Source organism: Arthrobacter agilis (assembly GCF_030816075.1).
GTDB lineage: Bacteria > Actinomycetota > Actinomycetes > Actinomycetales > Micrococcaceae > Arthrobacter_D > Arthrobacter_D agilis_E.
On sequence record NZ_JAUSXO010000001.1, the window covers coordinates 218183 to 233291 of the forward strand.

The 15109-nt window shown below is 70.8% G+C and carries 13 protein-coding genes; 2 read left to right on the forward strand and 11 right to left on the reverse strand.

Annotated elements, in window-relative coordinates; translation table 11 throughout:
* Nucleotides 1-15: 15 nt before the first annotated feature.
* From QFZ50_RS01030 to pxpA, 5 genes are read right to left on the reverse strand one after another with little or no spacing between them, the layout of a single operon-like run.
* Nucleotides 16-987 carry a 5-oxoprolinase subunit C family protein gene (locus QFZ50_RS01030; protein WP_307081029.1) on the reverse strand — a complete coding sequence of 324 codons (972 nt, stop codon included), beginning with the start codon at nt 985-987 and terminating at the stop codon, nt 16-18.
* Nucleotides 977-1879, reverse strand: a complete 903-nt coding sequence (locus QFZ50_RS01035; protein ID WP_307081031.1) for a 5-oxoprolinase subunit B family protein — start codon at nt 1877-1879, stop codon at nt 977-979. Before QFZ50_RS01035 ends, QFZ50_RS01030 begins: the two co-directional genes overlap by 11 nt.
* Nucleotides 1876-3231, reverse strand: coding sequence for an acetyl-CoA carboxylase biotin carboxylase subunit (locus QFZ50_RS01040; protein WP_307081033.1), 1356 nt, complete (start codon nt 3229-3231; stop codon nt 1876-1878). Before QFZ50_RS01040 ends, QFZ50_RS01035 begins: the two co-directional genes overlap by 4 nt.
* A 3-nt stretch (nt 3232-3234) precedes the next feature.
* The gene (locus tag QFZ50_RS01045) at nt 3235-3474 is read right to left on the reverse strand and encodes an acetyl-CoA carboxylase (protein ID WP_104049356.1); all 240 of its coding nucleotides are present in this window, start codon (nt 3472-3474) and stop codon (nt 3235-3237) included.
* A gap of 34 nt (nt 3475-3508) precedes the next feature.
* On the reverse strand, nt 3509-4252 hold the full coding sequence (pxpA, locus tag QFZ50_RS01050) for a 5-oxoprolinase subunit PxpA (RefSeq protein WP_307081035.1): 744 nt from the start codon (nt 4250-4252) through the stop codon (nt 3509-3511).
* Nucleotides 4253-4345: 93 nt separating this feature from the next.
* On the opposite strand from pxpA, the gene QFZ50_RS01055 reads away from it, so the two are divergent.
* Entirely contained in the window at nt 4346-5872 is a 1527-nt protein-coding gene (locus QFZ50_RS01055; protein ID WP_307081037.1) for a PucR family transcriptional regulator, read from the forward strand.
* 195 nt (nt 5873-6067) lie between these two features.
* Here the strand turns inward: QFZ50_RS01055 and QFZ50_RS01060 are convergent, their stop codons facing one another.
* Nucleotides 6068-6934, reverse strand: coding sequence for a pullulanase X25 domain-containing protein (locus QFZ50_RS01060; protein ID WP_307081039.1), 867 nt, complete (start codon nt 6932-6934; stop codon nt 6068-6070).
* Between the two features lie 185 nt (nt 6935-7119).
* Between QFZ50_RS01060 and QFZ50_RS01065 the strand changes: the two genes are divergently transcribed.
* A complete protein-coding gene (locus QFZ50_RS01065; protein WP_307081041.1) occupies nt 7120-7536 on the forward strand; it encodes a DoxX family protein in 417 nt (138 codons plus the stop codon).
* 47 nt (nt 7537-7583) lie between these two features.
* On the opposite strand, the gene QFZ50_RS01070 is transcribed toward QFZ50_RS01065, so the two are convergent.
* The 5 genes from QFZ50_RS01070 to QFZ50_RS01090 form a co-directional block, all read right to left on the reverse strand.
* Nucleotides 7584-7922: a TfoX/Sxy family protein gene (locus QFZ50_RS01070; protein WP_307081043.1), complete on the reverse strand. Its 339-nt coding sequence runs from the start codon at nt 7920-7922 to the stop codon at nt 7584-7586.
* 291 nt (nt 7923-8213) lie between these two features.
* Nucleotides 8214-9050 (reverse strand): class I SAM-dependent methyltransferase, encoded by an 837-nt coding sequence (locus QFZ50_RS01075; protein ID WP_307081045.1) that lies wholly within the window; start codon nt 9048-9050, stop codon nt 8214-8216.
* Between the two features lie 117 nt (nt 9051-9167).
* Nucleotides 9168-10946: an AfsR/SARP family transcriptional regulator gene (locus QFZ50_RS01080; protein ID WP_307081047.1), complete on the reverse strand. Its 1779-nt coding sequence runs from the start codon at nt 10944-10946 to the stop codon at nt 9168-9170.
* A gap of 152 nt (nt 10947-11098) precedes the next feature.
* A complete protein-coding gene (locus tag QFZ50_RS01085) occupies nt 11099-11422 on the reverse strand; it encodes an NIPSNAP family protein (protein WP_307081049.1) in 324 nt (107 codons plus the stop codon).
* Between the two features lie 62 nt (nt 11423-11484).
* On the reverse strand, nt 11485-15090 hold the full coding sequence (locus QFZ50_RS01090) for a TM0106 family RecB-like putative nuclease (protein WP_307081052.1): 3606 nt from the start codon (nt 15088-15090) through the stop codon (nt 11485-11487).
* Between the last annotated feature and the right edge of the window lie 19 nt (nt 15091-15109).

A 15109-nucleotide genomic window follows, 5' to 3' on the forward strand; every position in this document is an offset into this window, starting at 1 on the left:
AGCCCGACCCCGGCCTCACCCCCAGACGGCGCGCCGAACTCTCGCCGCGTCGGCCCGGGCCGCGAGCGCCTGCTCCATCGTCACGGGCTCGAAGTGCGTCAGGGTGCCGGGTGCGCTGCGGGCGACGACGTCCATGTCGGCGCTGATGACCGTCGCGACCATCGCGTAGCCGCCGCCGGAGACGGCGTCGCGGTGGAGCACGATCGGCTCCTTGCCGCCCGGCACCTGGATCGACCCGATGGCGTAGCCGGCGTCCACGATGTTGGAGGGGTCGGATCCGGCACCGAAGGGCTGCGTGCGCGGCTTCCACTCGAGATCCGGGCCGGCGTAGCGCAGGCCGGTGCGGTCCGCCACGGGCGTCAGCTTCCAGGCCGTGCTCACGAGCGTCTCCATGCCCTCCGCGGTCAGGCGGTGGTCGTAGAGGCCCGGCAGAATGCGCACCGTCACCTCCCTGGCGTAGACGGGCCGAAGATCCTCGGGGACCGCCTCCCAGGCCGGGCCGGACGAGGACGAACCGGAGGTTGTGCCGACCGGGACCGTGTCACCGGCCTTGAGGGTGCGTCCCTGGAAACCGCCGAGGGCGCCGAGCGTGTAGGTGCTGCGGCTGCCGAGGACCTCGGGCACGTCGATGCCGCCCTGGACGGCGACGTAGTAGCGCGTGCCTCCCGAGAGCATCCCGAAGGACACCTCGTCCCCGGCGGCCAGGGACAGCCTGGTCCACTGGTCCGCGGTCTGCCCGTTCACCTTCACCTGCACGGGCGCGCCCGCCACGGCGATGACGGCGTCGGTGTCGGTGGTGAAGCGCGGCCCCAGGTAGGCGCACTCGAGGACGGCGTCGCCGGCGCTGTTCCCCACCAGTGCGTTCGCCATCGATGCGGAGAGCTGGTCCATCGCCCCGCCCTGCGGGATGCCCACGTTGTAGTAGCCGAACCGGCCCCGGTCCTGGACCGAGGTGGCGAGGCCGGGTTCGAGGATGTCAAATGCCATTGAGCTTCTCCAGAATGTCCCGGTTGTGCGCGGTGGGGTCGGTCAGGGCCTTCTGCAGGTCGAAGGTCACGGGTACCTGGCGGTAGGTGAACGTCCCGGCGTCGACCTCCGCCTGGATCGCCCGGTACTCGTCCTCGTCGACCGGCTTGAACTTCACGATGTCGCCGGGTCGGAAGAAGATCATGAAGTCCGAGAAGTCCTCGAGCTTCTGCGCCGGGTCGAAGATGGGCGCGGCGGCGATACCGAACATCTGGTAGCCGCCGGCGCCCCGCACCGAGTAGATGCAGGCGAAGCAGCCCCCGTGGCCCACGGTCAGCGGCGGGGTGTCGGTGCGCGGGCTGAGGTACTTCGGGACCTCGAGCTGCTCCTCCTGCGGGACGATCTGGAACATGAACGGCAGCCCGGCCACGAAGCCCACCATGGACACCAGCCACGGCGACTCGTGATGCTTCCGGATGAACTCCTGCGGCGACGAGAGCCCGTTCTCCTCGGCCGCGAAGTCGAGGTCCGTGCCGTCGGGCCGCTGGTGGCCCTTGCGGAAGCGTGCACCGGTCTCGCGGGTGTAGGGATCGTCGTACCAGACGGGGATCTCGATGATGCGGGTCTCCAGCGTCTGCTCGCTCAGCTGGGCGACCTCCTCCTCGACCTCCCGCACCAGGGCTTCCAGCCGGTCCGGCGGCACCGTGTCCGGGTCGAAGCGCAGCAGCAGCGAGGCGTTGGCAGGGCAGATGTCCACGACGCCGTCGACGGCGCGCGCGGTCAGGCGGGTGGCCATCGCGTTCGCCTTGAAGTTGGCGGCGAGGCTCATGCTCTCGGAGATCTCGACGAAGAGGAACTCGTCCCCGCCCCAGGTGTAGCGGGCGGCGTCGAGGTGCTGGGGTGCGTGGCTCATGCGTCGGCTCCGAGGAGGTCGGGGGTGGTCTCGATGAACTTCGAATGGTGGGTCACGTCTCGTACCTCGGGCCGGTGGAGGACCGTGGACAGGAGCGGGAGGGTGGTCTTGACGCCCTCGATCCGCACTTCGGCCAGTGCCCGTGCCGACCGCGTGATCGCTTCGGTGCGGTTCTCGTCCCACACCACGAGTTTGGCGAGCAGGGAGTCGTAGAACGGGGCGACGGCGGACCCCGCGACCACGCCGGCGTCGATCCGCACTCCCGGGCCGCCCGGCCAGTCCAGGCGTGCGAGGGTTCCCGGGCTCGGCATGAACCCCTGCGTGGGGTCCTCGGCGTTGATGCGGAACTCGAACGCGTGGCCGCGGAACACGATGTCCTCCTGGTGGAGCCGCAGGGTGCCGGTGGAGGCGACGAGCAATTGCTCCCGGACGAGGTCGAGGCCGGTCACCATCTCCGTGACCGGGTGCTCCACCTGCAGCCGCGTGTTCATCTCGATGAAGGCCGCCTGCTCCCGGTCCGGGTCGTAGAGGAACTCGACGGTGCCCAGGCCGGAGTAGTTGCACTGGCGGCCGAGCTCGATGGACGAGGCGCGGATGGTGTCGCGGACGGCGTCGGGCAGCAGGGGAGCGGGGGCCTCCTCGATGATCTTCTGCTGGCGGCGCTGCAGCGAGCAGTCCCGGTCGCCGAGGTGGATGACGCGGTCGCCGTCGCCGAGGATCTGCACCTCGACATGGCGGGCGCGGGAGACGAACTGCTCGAGGTAGACCGCGGGATCGCCGAACGCCGCCTGAGCCTCGGCGCGGGCGACGTCGAGGGTCTGGACGAGGTCCTCCTCCTGGGTCACCAGGCGGATGCCCCGGCCTCCGCCGCCGGCCGAGGCCTTGACCACCAGCGGGTAGCCGATCTCCCGTGCGATGGGGAGGGTGTCGACGTCGGGGTCCAGGGCGCCGTCGCTGCCGGGCAGCGTCGGCACGCCCGCGTCCTCGGCGGCCTGCCGTGCACGGGACTTGTTGCCCATCAGTTCGATGGCCTCGGGTGAGGGGCCCACCCAGGTGATGCCGGCGTCGAGGACGGAGCGGGCGAAGCGTGCGTTCTCGGAGAGGAAGCCGTACCCGGGATGGAGTGCGTCGCACCCCGCGGCCTCGGCGGCCGCGAGGACCGCGGCGCCGTCGAGGTAGCTCTTCGCGGCCGGCGCCGGGCCGATGACCCGGACGTCGTCGGCGAGCGATGCCGCGTAGGAGTCGGCGTCGGGTTCGCTGGCGGCGAGGACCGTTTCGAGTCCCAGTTCCCGTGCCGCGCGGATGACGCGGACGGCGATCTCCCCGCGGTTGGCGATCAGGAGGCGTTCCACCCGCTAGCCCTCGGACACCGTGGCGATGACGTCGCCGGGGTTCACGGTCCCGGAGTCCTCCACGGCGAAGCTCTCGAGGGTGCCGGCCACGTCGCTGCGGATCTCGGAGAACTGCTTCATGATCTCCACCACCCCGATGGTCTGGCCCGCCTCGATGGCATCGCCCTCGTTCGCGTAGGGGTCCTTGTCCGGGCCGGGCTTGCGGTAGAAGATGCCGGGCAGTGGGGAGACGATGTCGGCCACGGGAGGTCCTTTCGGGAGGGGTGTCGGGCGGATGTCAGAGGGTGTCGAGTGCGGAGCGGACGGCTGCCGCCACCTCGGGGGAGTTGGGGGCGTCCGAGTGGACGCAGACGCTGTCGAACGGGATGGTGAGCAGTGTGCCGTCGGAGGCCTCGACGACGCCGTCCGTGAGGGCCCGCGTCACGCGCCGCGCGGCTGCTGCGGGGTCCGTGGGCTCCGGACGGCGCTGGATCAGGAGCTCGCCGGCGGGCCCGTAGTTGAGGTCCACATAGAGTTCGGCCACGAAAGGCACGCCGAGTTCCTCGCAAACGCTCTCGTGGGCGGTGCCCGCGATCCCGTAGATCGCGACGTCGAAGAGCCGGGCAACCCGGGCGGCGCCCCTCATCAGGTCGGCGTCCCGGGCGAGCATGCCGTAGAGGGATCCGTGGGGCTTGATGTGGTTGAGCGGTGCGCCCTCGTGCCGCAAAAAGGCACTGAGCGCACCCACCTGGTAGAGCACGAGGTGCTCCACCTCCTGCGGCGACAGCTTCATCTCGCGCCGGCCGAAGCCCACGAGGTCGGGGAGCCCGGGGTGCGCGCCGATCAGCACGCCCCTGCCGTGGGCTGCCGCGACGGTCTCCGCCATGGTGTCCGGGTCTCCCGAGTGGAAGCCGCAGGCCACGTTGATGGCATCCACGGTGTCGAGGAGGGCGGGGTCGTTGCCGAAGGAGTGCAGGCCGAGCGATTCGCCCATGTCCGAATTGATCATCGGCGTCCCGCGCCGGTTCGTCTCGTCCGTCATGCGACAACCCTAGAGAGCGTCCGCGGGCCGATATAGTGGGCGCGCGCCCTCGCTTCTCTCCCATCGGAGGGCAGATGCACACAGGAGGACCCCATGATCGTTGCCGATCTGCTGGCGGCCGACGCCCTTCAGCTGCGCCTCCACACGCCGTCGTCGGTGGAACGGCTCGCCTGGGACATCAGCTGGTGCGCCCCCGCGGAGACCATCGATCCGACGCCGTTCCTCAGCGCCAACGTGGTCCTGCTGACCAACGGGATCGGGCTGAACATCGAGGACCAGCGGACGTGGACCGCCTACGTGGAGCGCCTCGTCCACGTCCGGGTGGCCGCCATCGCCTTCGGGACGGGGACCGCGCACCGCCTCATCCCGCCCGGGCTCGTACGGGCCGCGACGGCGCTCGACGTGCCGCTGCTCGAGATCCCGCAGTCCGTCCCCTTCCTACAGGTGCATCGCCATGTCACCAACGTGCTGGAGGTGGAGCGCTTCACGGCCGTCAACCGGTCCTGGGAGCTGGCGCAGGAGTGCGCGCAACTCGCCGCGTCCGGCTCGCACCTGCAGGTGGTGCTCGACGCCGCCGCGCAGGCCGCCGAGGGCCACCTCGCGATCGTCGACGCCGCCGGCTCCGTGATCGCGCGTTCGCCATCGGCCTCGGTGTGGACCGCCGCGGACCTCACGGATGTCCCCGGTGCCGGGCACGGCAGCATCCCCCTGCCGATGGGCAGCGGCGACTCGTTCCAGCTGATCGTGCGGGACGCGACGTCGGACCACCCGGTGGCGACGCTGCTGGCACCGGCGGCGTCGATCATCGCCGTGCAGCTGCAGACCGCGCTGCACACCACCACGCACAAGGAACGCGAACTCGAGACCCTCCTGGACCAGGTACCCGACTGGGCCGGCGTGGCCCTCGAGGAGTTCACCTCGACGTTCCGGTCCACCGGCCTCGACGTCCACGAGCCCACCCTGGTGCTGGCCGCGACCGCGGGGCGCAGGAACCTCTCCAACGCCTGGCGGATCCGGCTCCTGCTGCAGTCGGCGTTCAACGACGTGCGCGTGCAGGTCCGGGCGGGCATCCTCTACGCCTTCGCCCAGGGACCGCTTGACGGCGCCGACGTCGAGGACGCCGCGACCGCGCTGCTCACAGCGTGCACGCGGGAGCTCCCCGGCCAGCCCCTCGTGCTCAAGGGACCCTGCCACACCATCGACGAACTCCGCCTGGGCATCCACCAGGCGGGGACGACGGTCGCTGAGGTCCGGACGCCGATGCGCGCGCCGGATCTCGGCATCCGTGCGCTGATCGCGTCCACGGCATCCTCCGGTGCCCGGGCCGGTGCGCACAGGCTCCTGGCGCCGGTCCTCGCGTACGACGCCGCCCACGCGGTGGACCTGCTCGGCACGCTGGAGGCGTTCCTCGAGCACGACGCCCAGCCGGGGCGCACCGCGGCGAAGCTGTTCATCCACCGCAACACGCTCGCGCAGCGGCTCGGGAAGCTCGAGGGACTGCTGCGCGTGTCACTGACGTCGCTCGAGGGTCAGGCCACCTGCCTGCTGGCGCTGCAGATCCTGCGGTCGGAGGCACTGTCGTCTGGACGTCCGGCGGTGTCCCTGGCCGACCGCCGCTAGCGCCGCCTGCGCCGGGCGTGTGGCGCTCCTGGTCGGCTGCCCTCGCCGCACCCGCCGTCGTTCCTGGTTTTTGAGGCCGACGGCACAAAGAGCGGCGTATTCCCGGGGCTAAGCGCTCATGGAGCCCTGAAAGCCGGGAACGACGACGGCCCCGCCCGCCGCCCGATGGGACAGCAGACGGGGCCGGACGGAAGCCTAGGAGGTCTCGATGTCCTTCGTCGCGTAGTCGAACCGGAAGGTCACCGAGGTGTCGGAGAGCAGGTGCAGTTCGTGGTTGGCGCCGTCACGCACGCCGAACCGGCCGTAGTTCTCGTCCCACGAGCCGTTGACGAGGATCTTGAACTGGTAGGTGCCGGCCGGCAGCTGGAGGGTCTGCTTCCAGGTGTTCTCCGTCGGCTCCCACACGAACTGCAGCTCGCGGAGGTCCGAACTCCAGTGGCCGGCCTCGCCGAACAGCGGGTCGAAGTCGCCGGAGAGGGCGACGGACTGCGGCTGGTCGTGCCAGGCCTCCTCGGCGGGCGTATCGGTCGGTGCGTGCTCCGGCTCGGAATCGGACACCTCGAGGGTCGGCGTGACGTCCGGGGGCGTGGGGTCCTCGGCGAGAGCGGTCTTGGCCTGGGCGACATCCGTCGGATCCACCGCGACGTCGGCCTGCGCGGCCTGCGCCTCCTCGCCCAACTGCTCGGGGGCTGCCGGCGCGTGTGCAGGAGCCTCGGCAGCGGTCTCGGGCACGGGAGCGCCACTGATCATGGCGTTGACGAACTGCTCCGAGTCGGTGAAGGCATGGACCGCGCGGACGCCCTCGTCGGTGGCGGTCCAGCCGCTGCGGCCCTTGACGAGCCAGCCGGCCTTGACGAGCTTCGACGTCGCCGTCGTCAGGGCCTTGAAACCGCGGGGGACGCCGCCGGAGAGGAGCTCGGCTTCCTTGGCGTCGAACGGGACCTGGGCGACAGCCTGCGCCATCAGTTCACTGGGTGCGACGGCGGTGCCTGCGGCCTGGTGGGCTGCGAGCAGGGCGAGGGTCATGCGGAGTCGGTCATTGGTGCGGTTCCGGGGGGCCATGGCGGTCTCCTTCGTGGGGCGTGAGGCGGCAACCGCCGTCCATCAGGTCCCTGCAGTTCCACACTCCGGCGGAGAACATCCCACGGGATGCATCCCTACCCGGGCGGGCTCGACGATGCTGGTGCTGCGGACGACAGCACCCTGACCTTATCCGAGACCTGCGCATTGCGGCTATTGTGCGCTAGATGACGCCCCCTCCCAGCACATCGGCGCTACGGACTGCCGCCCGCCTGATATTGGGGGTATTCCTCCTGTTCGCGGGCACCGGCCACCTGACCTTCGCTCGGGCAGAGTTCGCCGCGCAGGTCCCCGCCTGGCTGCCGCTCGACACGGACTTCGTGGTGGTGGCCTCCGGCGTCGTCGAACTGGTGCTCGGCTCCGCCCTGGTGCTCGCCGGCCGGCACCGCGTGCTGATCGGCTGGGTGGTCGCGGCGTTCTTCGTGGCGGTCTTCCCCGGCAATATCGCCCAGTACGTCGACGGCGTGAGTGCCTTCGGGCTCGACACCGACCGCGCCCGGCTCGTCCGCCTCGTCTTCCAGCCGGTCCTGGTGCTGTGGGCACTGTGGTCGACGGCGGCCTGGCGGGACCGGCGGTCGCGCTGATCAGTTCGACCTGCGACTCGGCCCGACTCGGCCCGGCTCAGCCCGGCTCAGCCCTGCACTGTGCCGGAGTCGAGGCCTACCTGGATCCAGAACGCCAGCTCGGCGTCGTCGCTGACCTGCTGACTCGGTACGGTGAGCCAGCCCCGGCCCATCGGCCGGTCGCTGCCCATGCGTGCCGGTACCGCACCACGTCGGAGCAGGTCGTCGTAGTCGGCTGGATCGGTGCGGACCAGCAGGCCACCGTCGCGGCCGGCAGCGACCGCCATGCGCTCGTCGACCATGAAGGAGACACCGCCGAACATGCGTACCTCACGTACGTTCGGACGCGATGCGAAGAAGTCCCGGAGTCTTTGCGACAGGGCCTCGCGAGGGTCGGCGGTGGTCATCGGCTGCCCCTGCTGATCGGGTCCTGCCCGGAGTTCGCTGCGTCGATAACGTCCGTACGGATAGTAGATGGGGTGGCCACAGTAGCTCCCTTGCTCGGCGTATCCGCAGGATAGGGAGACGGTGCTCTGTCCTGTCAAGGAGTCCGGTGATGCAAGGGCTGTCCCGAACGGTGGCTGCTGCGCGTCGAAGCGCCAGCTGGCCGTGCCAGGGCGCTGCCCGGACACGACGATGCCCGGCACGAGAACGTGCCGGGCATCGCCAGTCCCGCGAAGCGCTGAACCGGGTGGACCTCAGTTCCGCTTCGCCGTGACCAGCAGGTACTCCCAGTCCACCGTTGTGCTGCCGGTGCCGGCACTGAACCGGGTGACGAGCGCCCTCAGATCGGCGTCGAGCGCTGCCGCCTTCTCCGCGTCCTCGCCGATGAACGTGTAGACGCTGATGGTGGGCCCGTAGTGGGACTTGAAGTAGTCCACGAACTCCTCCGGCGAGTGGAAACGGTCCACCCGCACCACCCGCCGCTCGGCACGCAGATCCGTCACCTGGCCCTCGAGGAGCGAACGGACATGGTCCTCGTTCCCCCACAGCGGCGGAGGCTGCGCCCCGGGAGGCGGCGGCGGTGCGTAGGGCTTCATCGTGGCGAACATCTGGCCGATGAATCCCTCGGGCGTCCAGTCGATCAGGCCGATCGAACCACCCGACCGGCAGACCCGTGCCAGCTCGTTGGCCGTCAGCTGGTGGTGCGGCGCGAACATGACGCCCAGACACGACATCACGGTGTCGAAGGAGCCCGAGTCGAAGGGGAGTGCCTCGGCGTCGGCGACGCGCCAGTCGAGGGTCACACCACGCTGCTGCGCGAGGTGCTGCCCGATGTCGAGGAGTTCGGGCGTCAGGTCCGACGCCGTGACGGTCGCCCCGCGTTCCGCTGCGGGGATGGCGGCGTTGCCGGTGCCGGCCGCGATATCGAGGACATACTGCCCGCGGGTGATGTCCAGGGCATCGACGAGGGCCACGCCGAGGCTCGGGATGATGTCGGACGCGATGGCGGCGTAGTCGCCCTGCGCCCACATGGCGCGGTGCTTGGCCTTCAGGGCCCTGTCCGCGTCGGTGGTGGTGGTCGTGTCGGTCATGATGGGTGGTATCCCGTCCTGTGCTGGGTCCGGGCAGCGTCGCCCGGTGTGTCTCTGACGTCACCAGTGTTGCCACCGGCCGTGTGCACGGGCGTGTGATGGCGCCGGGCAGCCCTCCTACAGGTGATGGCGTGCCGCGAGGTCCTGGCTCAGCAGGGGGTTCTCGATGCTGCTCGCCAGGAGCGTCATCGCCGGCAGCACCGCCTCGTCGCCGAGCGCTGCCCGGGCGGAGTAGGCACGGACCGCGAGTTCGCGGTGCCCGTAGCGGCTGGACCGCTCCCCGAGCTCCCGGGCGAACTCCAGCGCCTGGTGCGGGTGCGATGTGAGTGCCGCGGTGCTGGCGAGGTCGAGGTTCCGGCCACGGAACCAGCGGTACCAGGGGTTGGGCTGCACGCCGCGGCGGATCCACGTGCTCGCCGCCCCGGTGTCTCCCCGGGCGAGGAGCACCTCCGCCTTCGCGTGGGCCGCGGCGTCGAGGTAGCAGCGGTCGCCGAACGACGCCGCCAGGGCCATCGCGTGGTCCGCCATGTCCTCGGCCCCGGTGTCGTCGCCCGTGGCCAGCTGCATCTCGCTGCGGAGGGCCTCGACGAACGGCGTGAACGCGGTCCAGTGTTCGCCGGCGACGAGCGCCAGCACGATGTCGAGTTCGACGGCGGCGCGCTCACGGTGCCCGGTCAGCAGGTGGACCCGGCCGAGCATCGCCCGGGCGAATGCCTCCTGCCGCGTCCGCCCGAGACCCGCGCTGAGGCGCACCGATTCCTCGAGGGCGACGACGGCGCCCGGGTAGTCGGCGGTGTCGGTGGCGAGCATCCCGGTCACACCGAGTGCCCGCGCGCGTTCGTCGGGAAGCCCGTCGGCGGCCGCCGTCGCCCGGGCCAGCCACCGGGCTCCGCTGTCGGGGAAGCCGCGCTGCACGGCGAGGAAGCCGAGTTCGCGGTATGCCGCCGACTGGAGGGCTGCAGGACCGTCCCGGGTCAGGGACAGGACCCGGTGCAGGAGGTCGGCGACCTCCGCGCCCCGGCCACCCGCACCGTGGATGAGCGCGCCGGCCAGGTCCAGCAGGGCCTCCGCCTGCAGGGTCCGATCGCCGAGGCGCTCCGCCAGGCCTCCGGCCACCCGCAGGTGATTGAGGGCGGTCGCGATCGCACCCGCGGAGAGGCAGGCCTGTGCCGCCTCGAGATAGGACGCGACGGCGGTGCGTGTGGCGGGGAGACCGGCCGTGCTCGTGTCCGGGGCGGCCAGGGCATGCTGCACCTCGGCGGGTAGACCCGTGCCCAACTGGTCCTCGAAGACGTCGCCGCAGTGCGCGGCCGCGGTCCGGGCTGCAGCACGATCGCCTGCCGCCACGAGCGAGCGGACCAGCAGGGCGTGGAAGTCGGCGTTGAGCGGATCGAGCTCCACCGCGCGGGCACTGAGCCGGATCGCCGTCGCGGTGTCGCCGTCGGCCAGGGCCGCCAGTCCGCCCTCGTACACGAGCGTCTCCACCGCATGCCGCAGCCGGTGCCGCTCCATGGTCAACCAGGCGTCGAAGGGCGGGTGATCCGTGAAGTCGAGCCCGTCGAGCAGCTCGGCGCGGATCTCGCCGAGCGATGCGGCTCCCAGATCGGTGTCGAGGCGGAACCCCGGCGGCAGCCGCAGGGTGACGGGATTCCCGCCGAGCACTGCCTCCGGGCCGAGCACGCGCCGCAGGTCGGCGAGGTGCCAGCGCAGGGCGCCGAGGGGATCGTCGGCACCGGCGAAGAGCAGCGCCGCGAGCTGGCTGCGAGCGGGTGGGGTGGTGTGCAGGAGCAGGTGCGTGAGCAGTCCCCAGGACTTCCGGCCGCGCGGCTGGTGGCCCTCCCCATCGGGGTGCGTGATGGAGGGAGGCCCGAGAAGCTGGATGACGATCCCGGCCATGCCCCACTGTAGATCCGCGGGCGGTTGGACGGAACGGCCGGCGGCGCACGTGACGCGTCCGTGGCACCCGTGGGGCGCGTGCGGCGGCGAGCAATTGCGGCCGGAGCGCCTGGCTGGCACCCCCGGCGCGGGAAGTGTCAACCGGTTGGCGGCTACCGCGCGACGGCGACGGGGTAGAGGTCGGTCGCTTCCAGCATCACGGACTGGATGTTCGCGGCGAGCGGTCCATCCGTCTCCGATGCGGACTTCGCGTCGATCCATCGCTGGTCCGCGCCGAACGCCTTCCAGTTCGCCTTCGGGTCGCCGTCGTGTTCGAGGAGATAGATGAGCACCTCGGGGGAGTCGACGGGCGTCCAGTAACCCAGGCTCTTCATGTTGTGCTCGATGAACAGGTTGATGGTGGAGTCACGGAACCGGGCGACCAGGGCATCCATCTTGCCCGGCGTGGCGGTGTAGGTGCGGAGTTCGTAGGTCATGGCTCTCCTCGTGCTGACGGGCTGTCGGTCGGAGTCAGCCTATGCGGGGCGCCCTCCGTCCGTCAGGTATGCGACGGTCGGGATGCCGTGCCGGCGCCCAGCCCGATGAACGCGCCGAGCTCCTCGAGGCCCGATGGGCGGCCGGGCATGAAGTTCGTCAGTTCGCGCGAACGGATGACGACTGCACGCCACTGGCCCCGCGAGATGGCGACGTTGATGCGGTTGCGGTTCAGCAGGAACTCCACGCCGCGGGGTGCCTCTGCCACGGAGGAGCACGCCATGCTGACGAACACCACTGCCGCCTCCTGCCCCTGGAACTTGTCGACAGTCCCCACTCGGATGCCCGGCAGGTCCGCAGCGTCGAGCGCTGCACGGACGCGCTGCACCTGCGCGTTGTATGCGGCGACCACCAGCACGTCGCCCTGCTCCAGTGGCCGGGGGAGCTCGGTCCCGCCGGGATGCCAGGTCAGGCCGAGATGCCGGCGCGCCTGCTCGACGACCTCCGCGGCCTCCTCCGTGGAGGCGACGGTGTTGCCGGTGTGGTCGACCAGCACGACGTCGACCCCGGCCGGCAGCCCCTCCAGCCGACGTTCCACGGTGGCCGGGGCGGCGTCGAGCCTGCCGTCGTAACTCAGCCGGGACACGGCCTCGCACAGGTGCGGATGCATGCGCCAAGAATCGGCGAGGAAGTAGCCGAGGCGCGCGGGAAGCGTCGCATGCCCTGCGGACAGCCAGCCCAGGGCCGATTCGTCGACCGGTTCCGGGTGCGAGCCCTGCGTGACCTGCGGCAGCTGCTGCGGGTCACCCAGCAGCATCAGGCGCGAGGACGCCCTGGACACGGCCAGCGTGTTGGCGAGCGAGAACTGCCCGGCCTCGTCGATCACGAGCAGGTCCAGCGACCCGGGCGGCACGACCTTGCCGGTCATGGTCCACGCCGTCCCGCCGATCAGGCACCCGTCGTCCCGGCCGAGGAGGGTGCCGATGGCACTGTCCGAGGTGTGCGCCCAGGGGACGGGATGCTCCTTCTGCAGCTTCTTGCCGATGCTCTCCGGGTCCACGCCCGCACCGACGGCGGTCGTGAGGAAGTGCTCGACGACGGCATGGGACTGCGCCACGACGCCCACCTTCCAGCCCTCTGCGACGAGGCGGGCGATGACACGCGAGCCCACATACGTCTTGCCCGTGCCGGGTGGACCCTGCACGGCGAGATAGGAGGAATCGAGGTCCAGTACGGCGTCCGTGACGGCGGTGACGTAGTCGGCCTGCCCGAACCCGTCGTGGACGACGACGGGTAGCCCGTCGCGTGTCGCCAGGCGCGGGGCGGCACGCTGCAGGATGTCGAGACCGGGGTGCGGGGGAAGGGTGGGCAGTGCCGCACCGACCGTATTCGCGAGCTCGGCGAGGGATGCTTCCTGGCTCGCCGTGGCCAGCGGTTTGTCGGGTGTCAGGGCGACGGGCAGGTGGCGATAGGGCGCAACCTTCAGCGTCGACTTCTCCGTGACGGTGATCAGCGTCCTGCCGGGGTCGTCGGGGTCCGCCTCGACGCGCTCGACGACCGTCTCCCAGCACCCGCCCCGGCCCAGCGGGTCACCCGTCGAAGTCTCCACCCCGTCGGGTACCGGAGCGTCGAACATGCGGAACCACTTCGATCCCGGACGGAAGTCCGAACCGTCGGCCAACACGCCGCGCAGCCGGACCGTCCGGGACTCCGTCCTGGCCCTCGACGTCGGCTTCGCCCAGTCCTCGACCACGGTCGCGGACTCCACGAGGAAGACGTCCCGCTGGTCCGACCAGCTGTCCCGATCGTTCTCGAGCCGGTCGAAGTGCTCCCACCAGAACTGCTTGCGCTCTCGGCGGTGATAGCCGGTGGCGGCAGCGACCATCGCGATGGCCTGGTCCGCCGGCGTCGGCGTCTGGTCCGCAGGGCGTTGGGCGAGGTAGTCACGTAGCCGGAGCTCGTCCGGCGTGGGCTCGTCTGCGGGCCTCAGCTCGGGAGAGGGTGCCGTCTCCTGACCGCTGTCGGGCCCGGTCGTTCCCGGCGCATCAGGGGCCAGTTGCAGCAGCCAGTCGCGCAGGCGCAGCGTGGAGAGGCAGTCGTACTCGTTGTAGTCGGTGATGGACGTGAGGATCGTCGCGGCGGCCGCCTCGTCGCCGTCGTCCCGTGTCGCACAGTACTTCGCGTAGGCGACGACGGAGGCGCCGGCGTCCGCGACGTCCCCGGTGCGCAGGTGGTCGCCCATGTAGAGGGGTTCGAGTTCCTTGATGGAGTAGGAGGCGGCGGAGACCCGCAGCGAGTGCCGCACCGTCGCGTACAGGTCCACGAGCAGGCCGCTGCGGAGCCAGTCGTCGACGATGTCCTCGCCGGCGCCGTGCCGGAGCGAGAGGGTGCGCAGCGCCGTCTTCTCGTAGGGCGCGTAGTGGTAGATGTGCAGGTCCGGGTGAGTGGTGCGGCGCTTCTCGACGTATTCGAGGAAGGCGAGGAACGCCTGCCGCTCCTCCTGGCGGGAGTGCGCCCAGAAGGGCCTGAAGATCGGGGTGTCACCGGTGTCGGCGGGCTCCATCACGCCGAAGAGGTACTCCAGCCCCCAGCTCCCGGTGTCCGGATCCTGCCAGAGCGGGTCTCCCTCGAAGTCGAAGAAGATGTCGCCCGTGCTCGGTGCGGGCAGCATCGCCAGCGTGTGCTCGGGAAGCACCCGATAGCCGATCGTGCGCTCGACGCCGTCCTTGACGAACGTCCGGAATCCGTCCACGACGGCGGTGCCGGTCTGCAGGCGGGCCTGGTCCCGCAGCCGCACCAGGGGACCCCGGGTCTCGGCATCGGGAAGCTCGGCGAGCGCGTCGATCGTGGTGATGCCCCGGGTGAGCAGGTCCTTCCGCCGGGACGCCGTCATGCCGGCCACCATCAGCAGGTCCCGGTGCTCGGTCACCTGCTCGGAGCAGTAGTCGCAGCGACCGCAGTGGACGACGCCGTGCTGCCCCCAGTCCACCGTCGTATCCGCCGCGCGGTGGGCCGTGGTGAGGGCGCGGAACCGGTCGCGCCGTTCGCGGTAGACGGGCAGCAGGTCGGTGAGGGAGTGGACGCTGCGCTCGAGGTTCCCCAGCACGAGGGTGACCTGCGGGGCAGGCTCGAGACCAAGGCGGATCAGCTGGTCCCCGTAGGCGGCAAGCTGCAGCAGCGCCCCGACCTTGGCATGGCGGGCGAGCTTCGTGTCCCACACCGCGTAGCGGCCGGCATGCTCGTCGCCGGCGGGCTGCCGGACCAGGAAGTCCGCGTAGCCGAGGAACTCGCCGTCGAAGAAGGTGGCCTGGAAGACGACGTCGGCACCCGCGGTGAGGACGCCGGCGGTCTCCTGGTGCTTGGCGAGCAGCGTGGCGCGGTCGAGGGTTGTACCCCGCTCCACCCCGTACACCCCGGCCTTCCGCTCCGCGTCCCACGGCCCGTATTGCGCGGTCAGGTCGTCCAGCACCCTGCGTTCGTGGACGTCACCCAGGGCGCCGGCGAGCTGCTGCAGCTCGTCGACGGCGAACTCTGCTTTCGGCGCGCGGCCGAGCTTCTCGTCGAGGATGCGCAGGGTCCGGTACTCGCACTCGCTCGCCGCGACGAGGTCGGTCGCGGAGAAGACCAGGTCCGGCTGCAGGGCCGGCGCGGTCGGGTCGAGCAGAAACATGGTGCCCCCGGCATCAGTG

Bases quoted from the DNA above. Each gene is read 5' to 3' on its own strand.
- QFZ50_RS01085 (WP_307081049.1), bottom strand. From the start codon at position 11,422: ATGACCTACGAACTCCGCACCTACACCGCCACGCCGGGCAAGATGGAT.
- QFZ50_RS01055 (WP_307081037.1), top strand. From the start codon at position 4,346: ATGATCGTTGCCGATCTGCTGGCGGCCGACGCCCTTCAGCTGCGCCTC.
- QFZ50_RS01060 (WP_307081039.1), bottom strand. From the start codon at position 6,934: ATGGCCCCCCGGAACCGCACCAATGACCGACTCCGCATGACCCTCGCC.
- pxpA (WP_307081035.1), bottom strand. From the start codon at position 4,252: ATGACGGACGAGACGAACCGGCGCGGGACGCCGATGATCAATTCGGAC.
- QFZ50_RS01080 (WP_307081047.1), bottom strand. From the start codon at position 10,946: ATGGCCGGGATCGTCATCCAGCTTCTCGGGCCTCCCTCCATCACGCAC.
- QFZ50_RS01065 (WP_307081041.1), top strand. From the start codon at position 7,120: ATGACGCCCCCTCCCAGCACATCGGCGCTACGGACTGCCGCCCGCCTG.
- QFZ50_RS01075 (WP_307081045.1), bottom strand. From the start codon at position 9,050: ATGACCGACACGACCACCACCACCGACGCGGACAGGGCCCTGAAGGCC.
- QFZ50_RS01090 (WP_307081052.1), bottom strand. From the start codon at position 15,090: ATGTTTCTGCTCGACCCGACCGCGCCGGCCCTGCAGCCGGACCTGGTC.
- QFZ50_RS01070 (WP_307081043.1), bottom strand. From the start codon at position 7,922: ATGACCACCGCCGACCCTCGCGAGGCCCTGTCGCAAAGACTCCGGGAC.
- QFZ50_RS01035 (WP_307081031.1), bottom strand. From the start codon at position 1,879: ATGAGCCACGCACCCCAGCACCTCGACGCCGCCCGCTACACCTGGGGC.
- QFZ50_RS01030 (WP_307081029.1), bottom strand. From the start codon at position 987: ATGGCATTTGACATCCTCGAACCCGGCCTCGCCACCTCGGTCCAGGAC.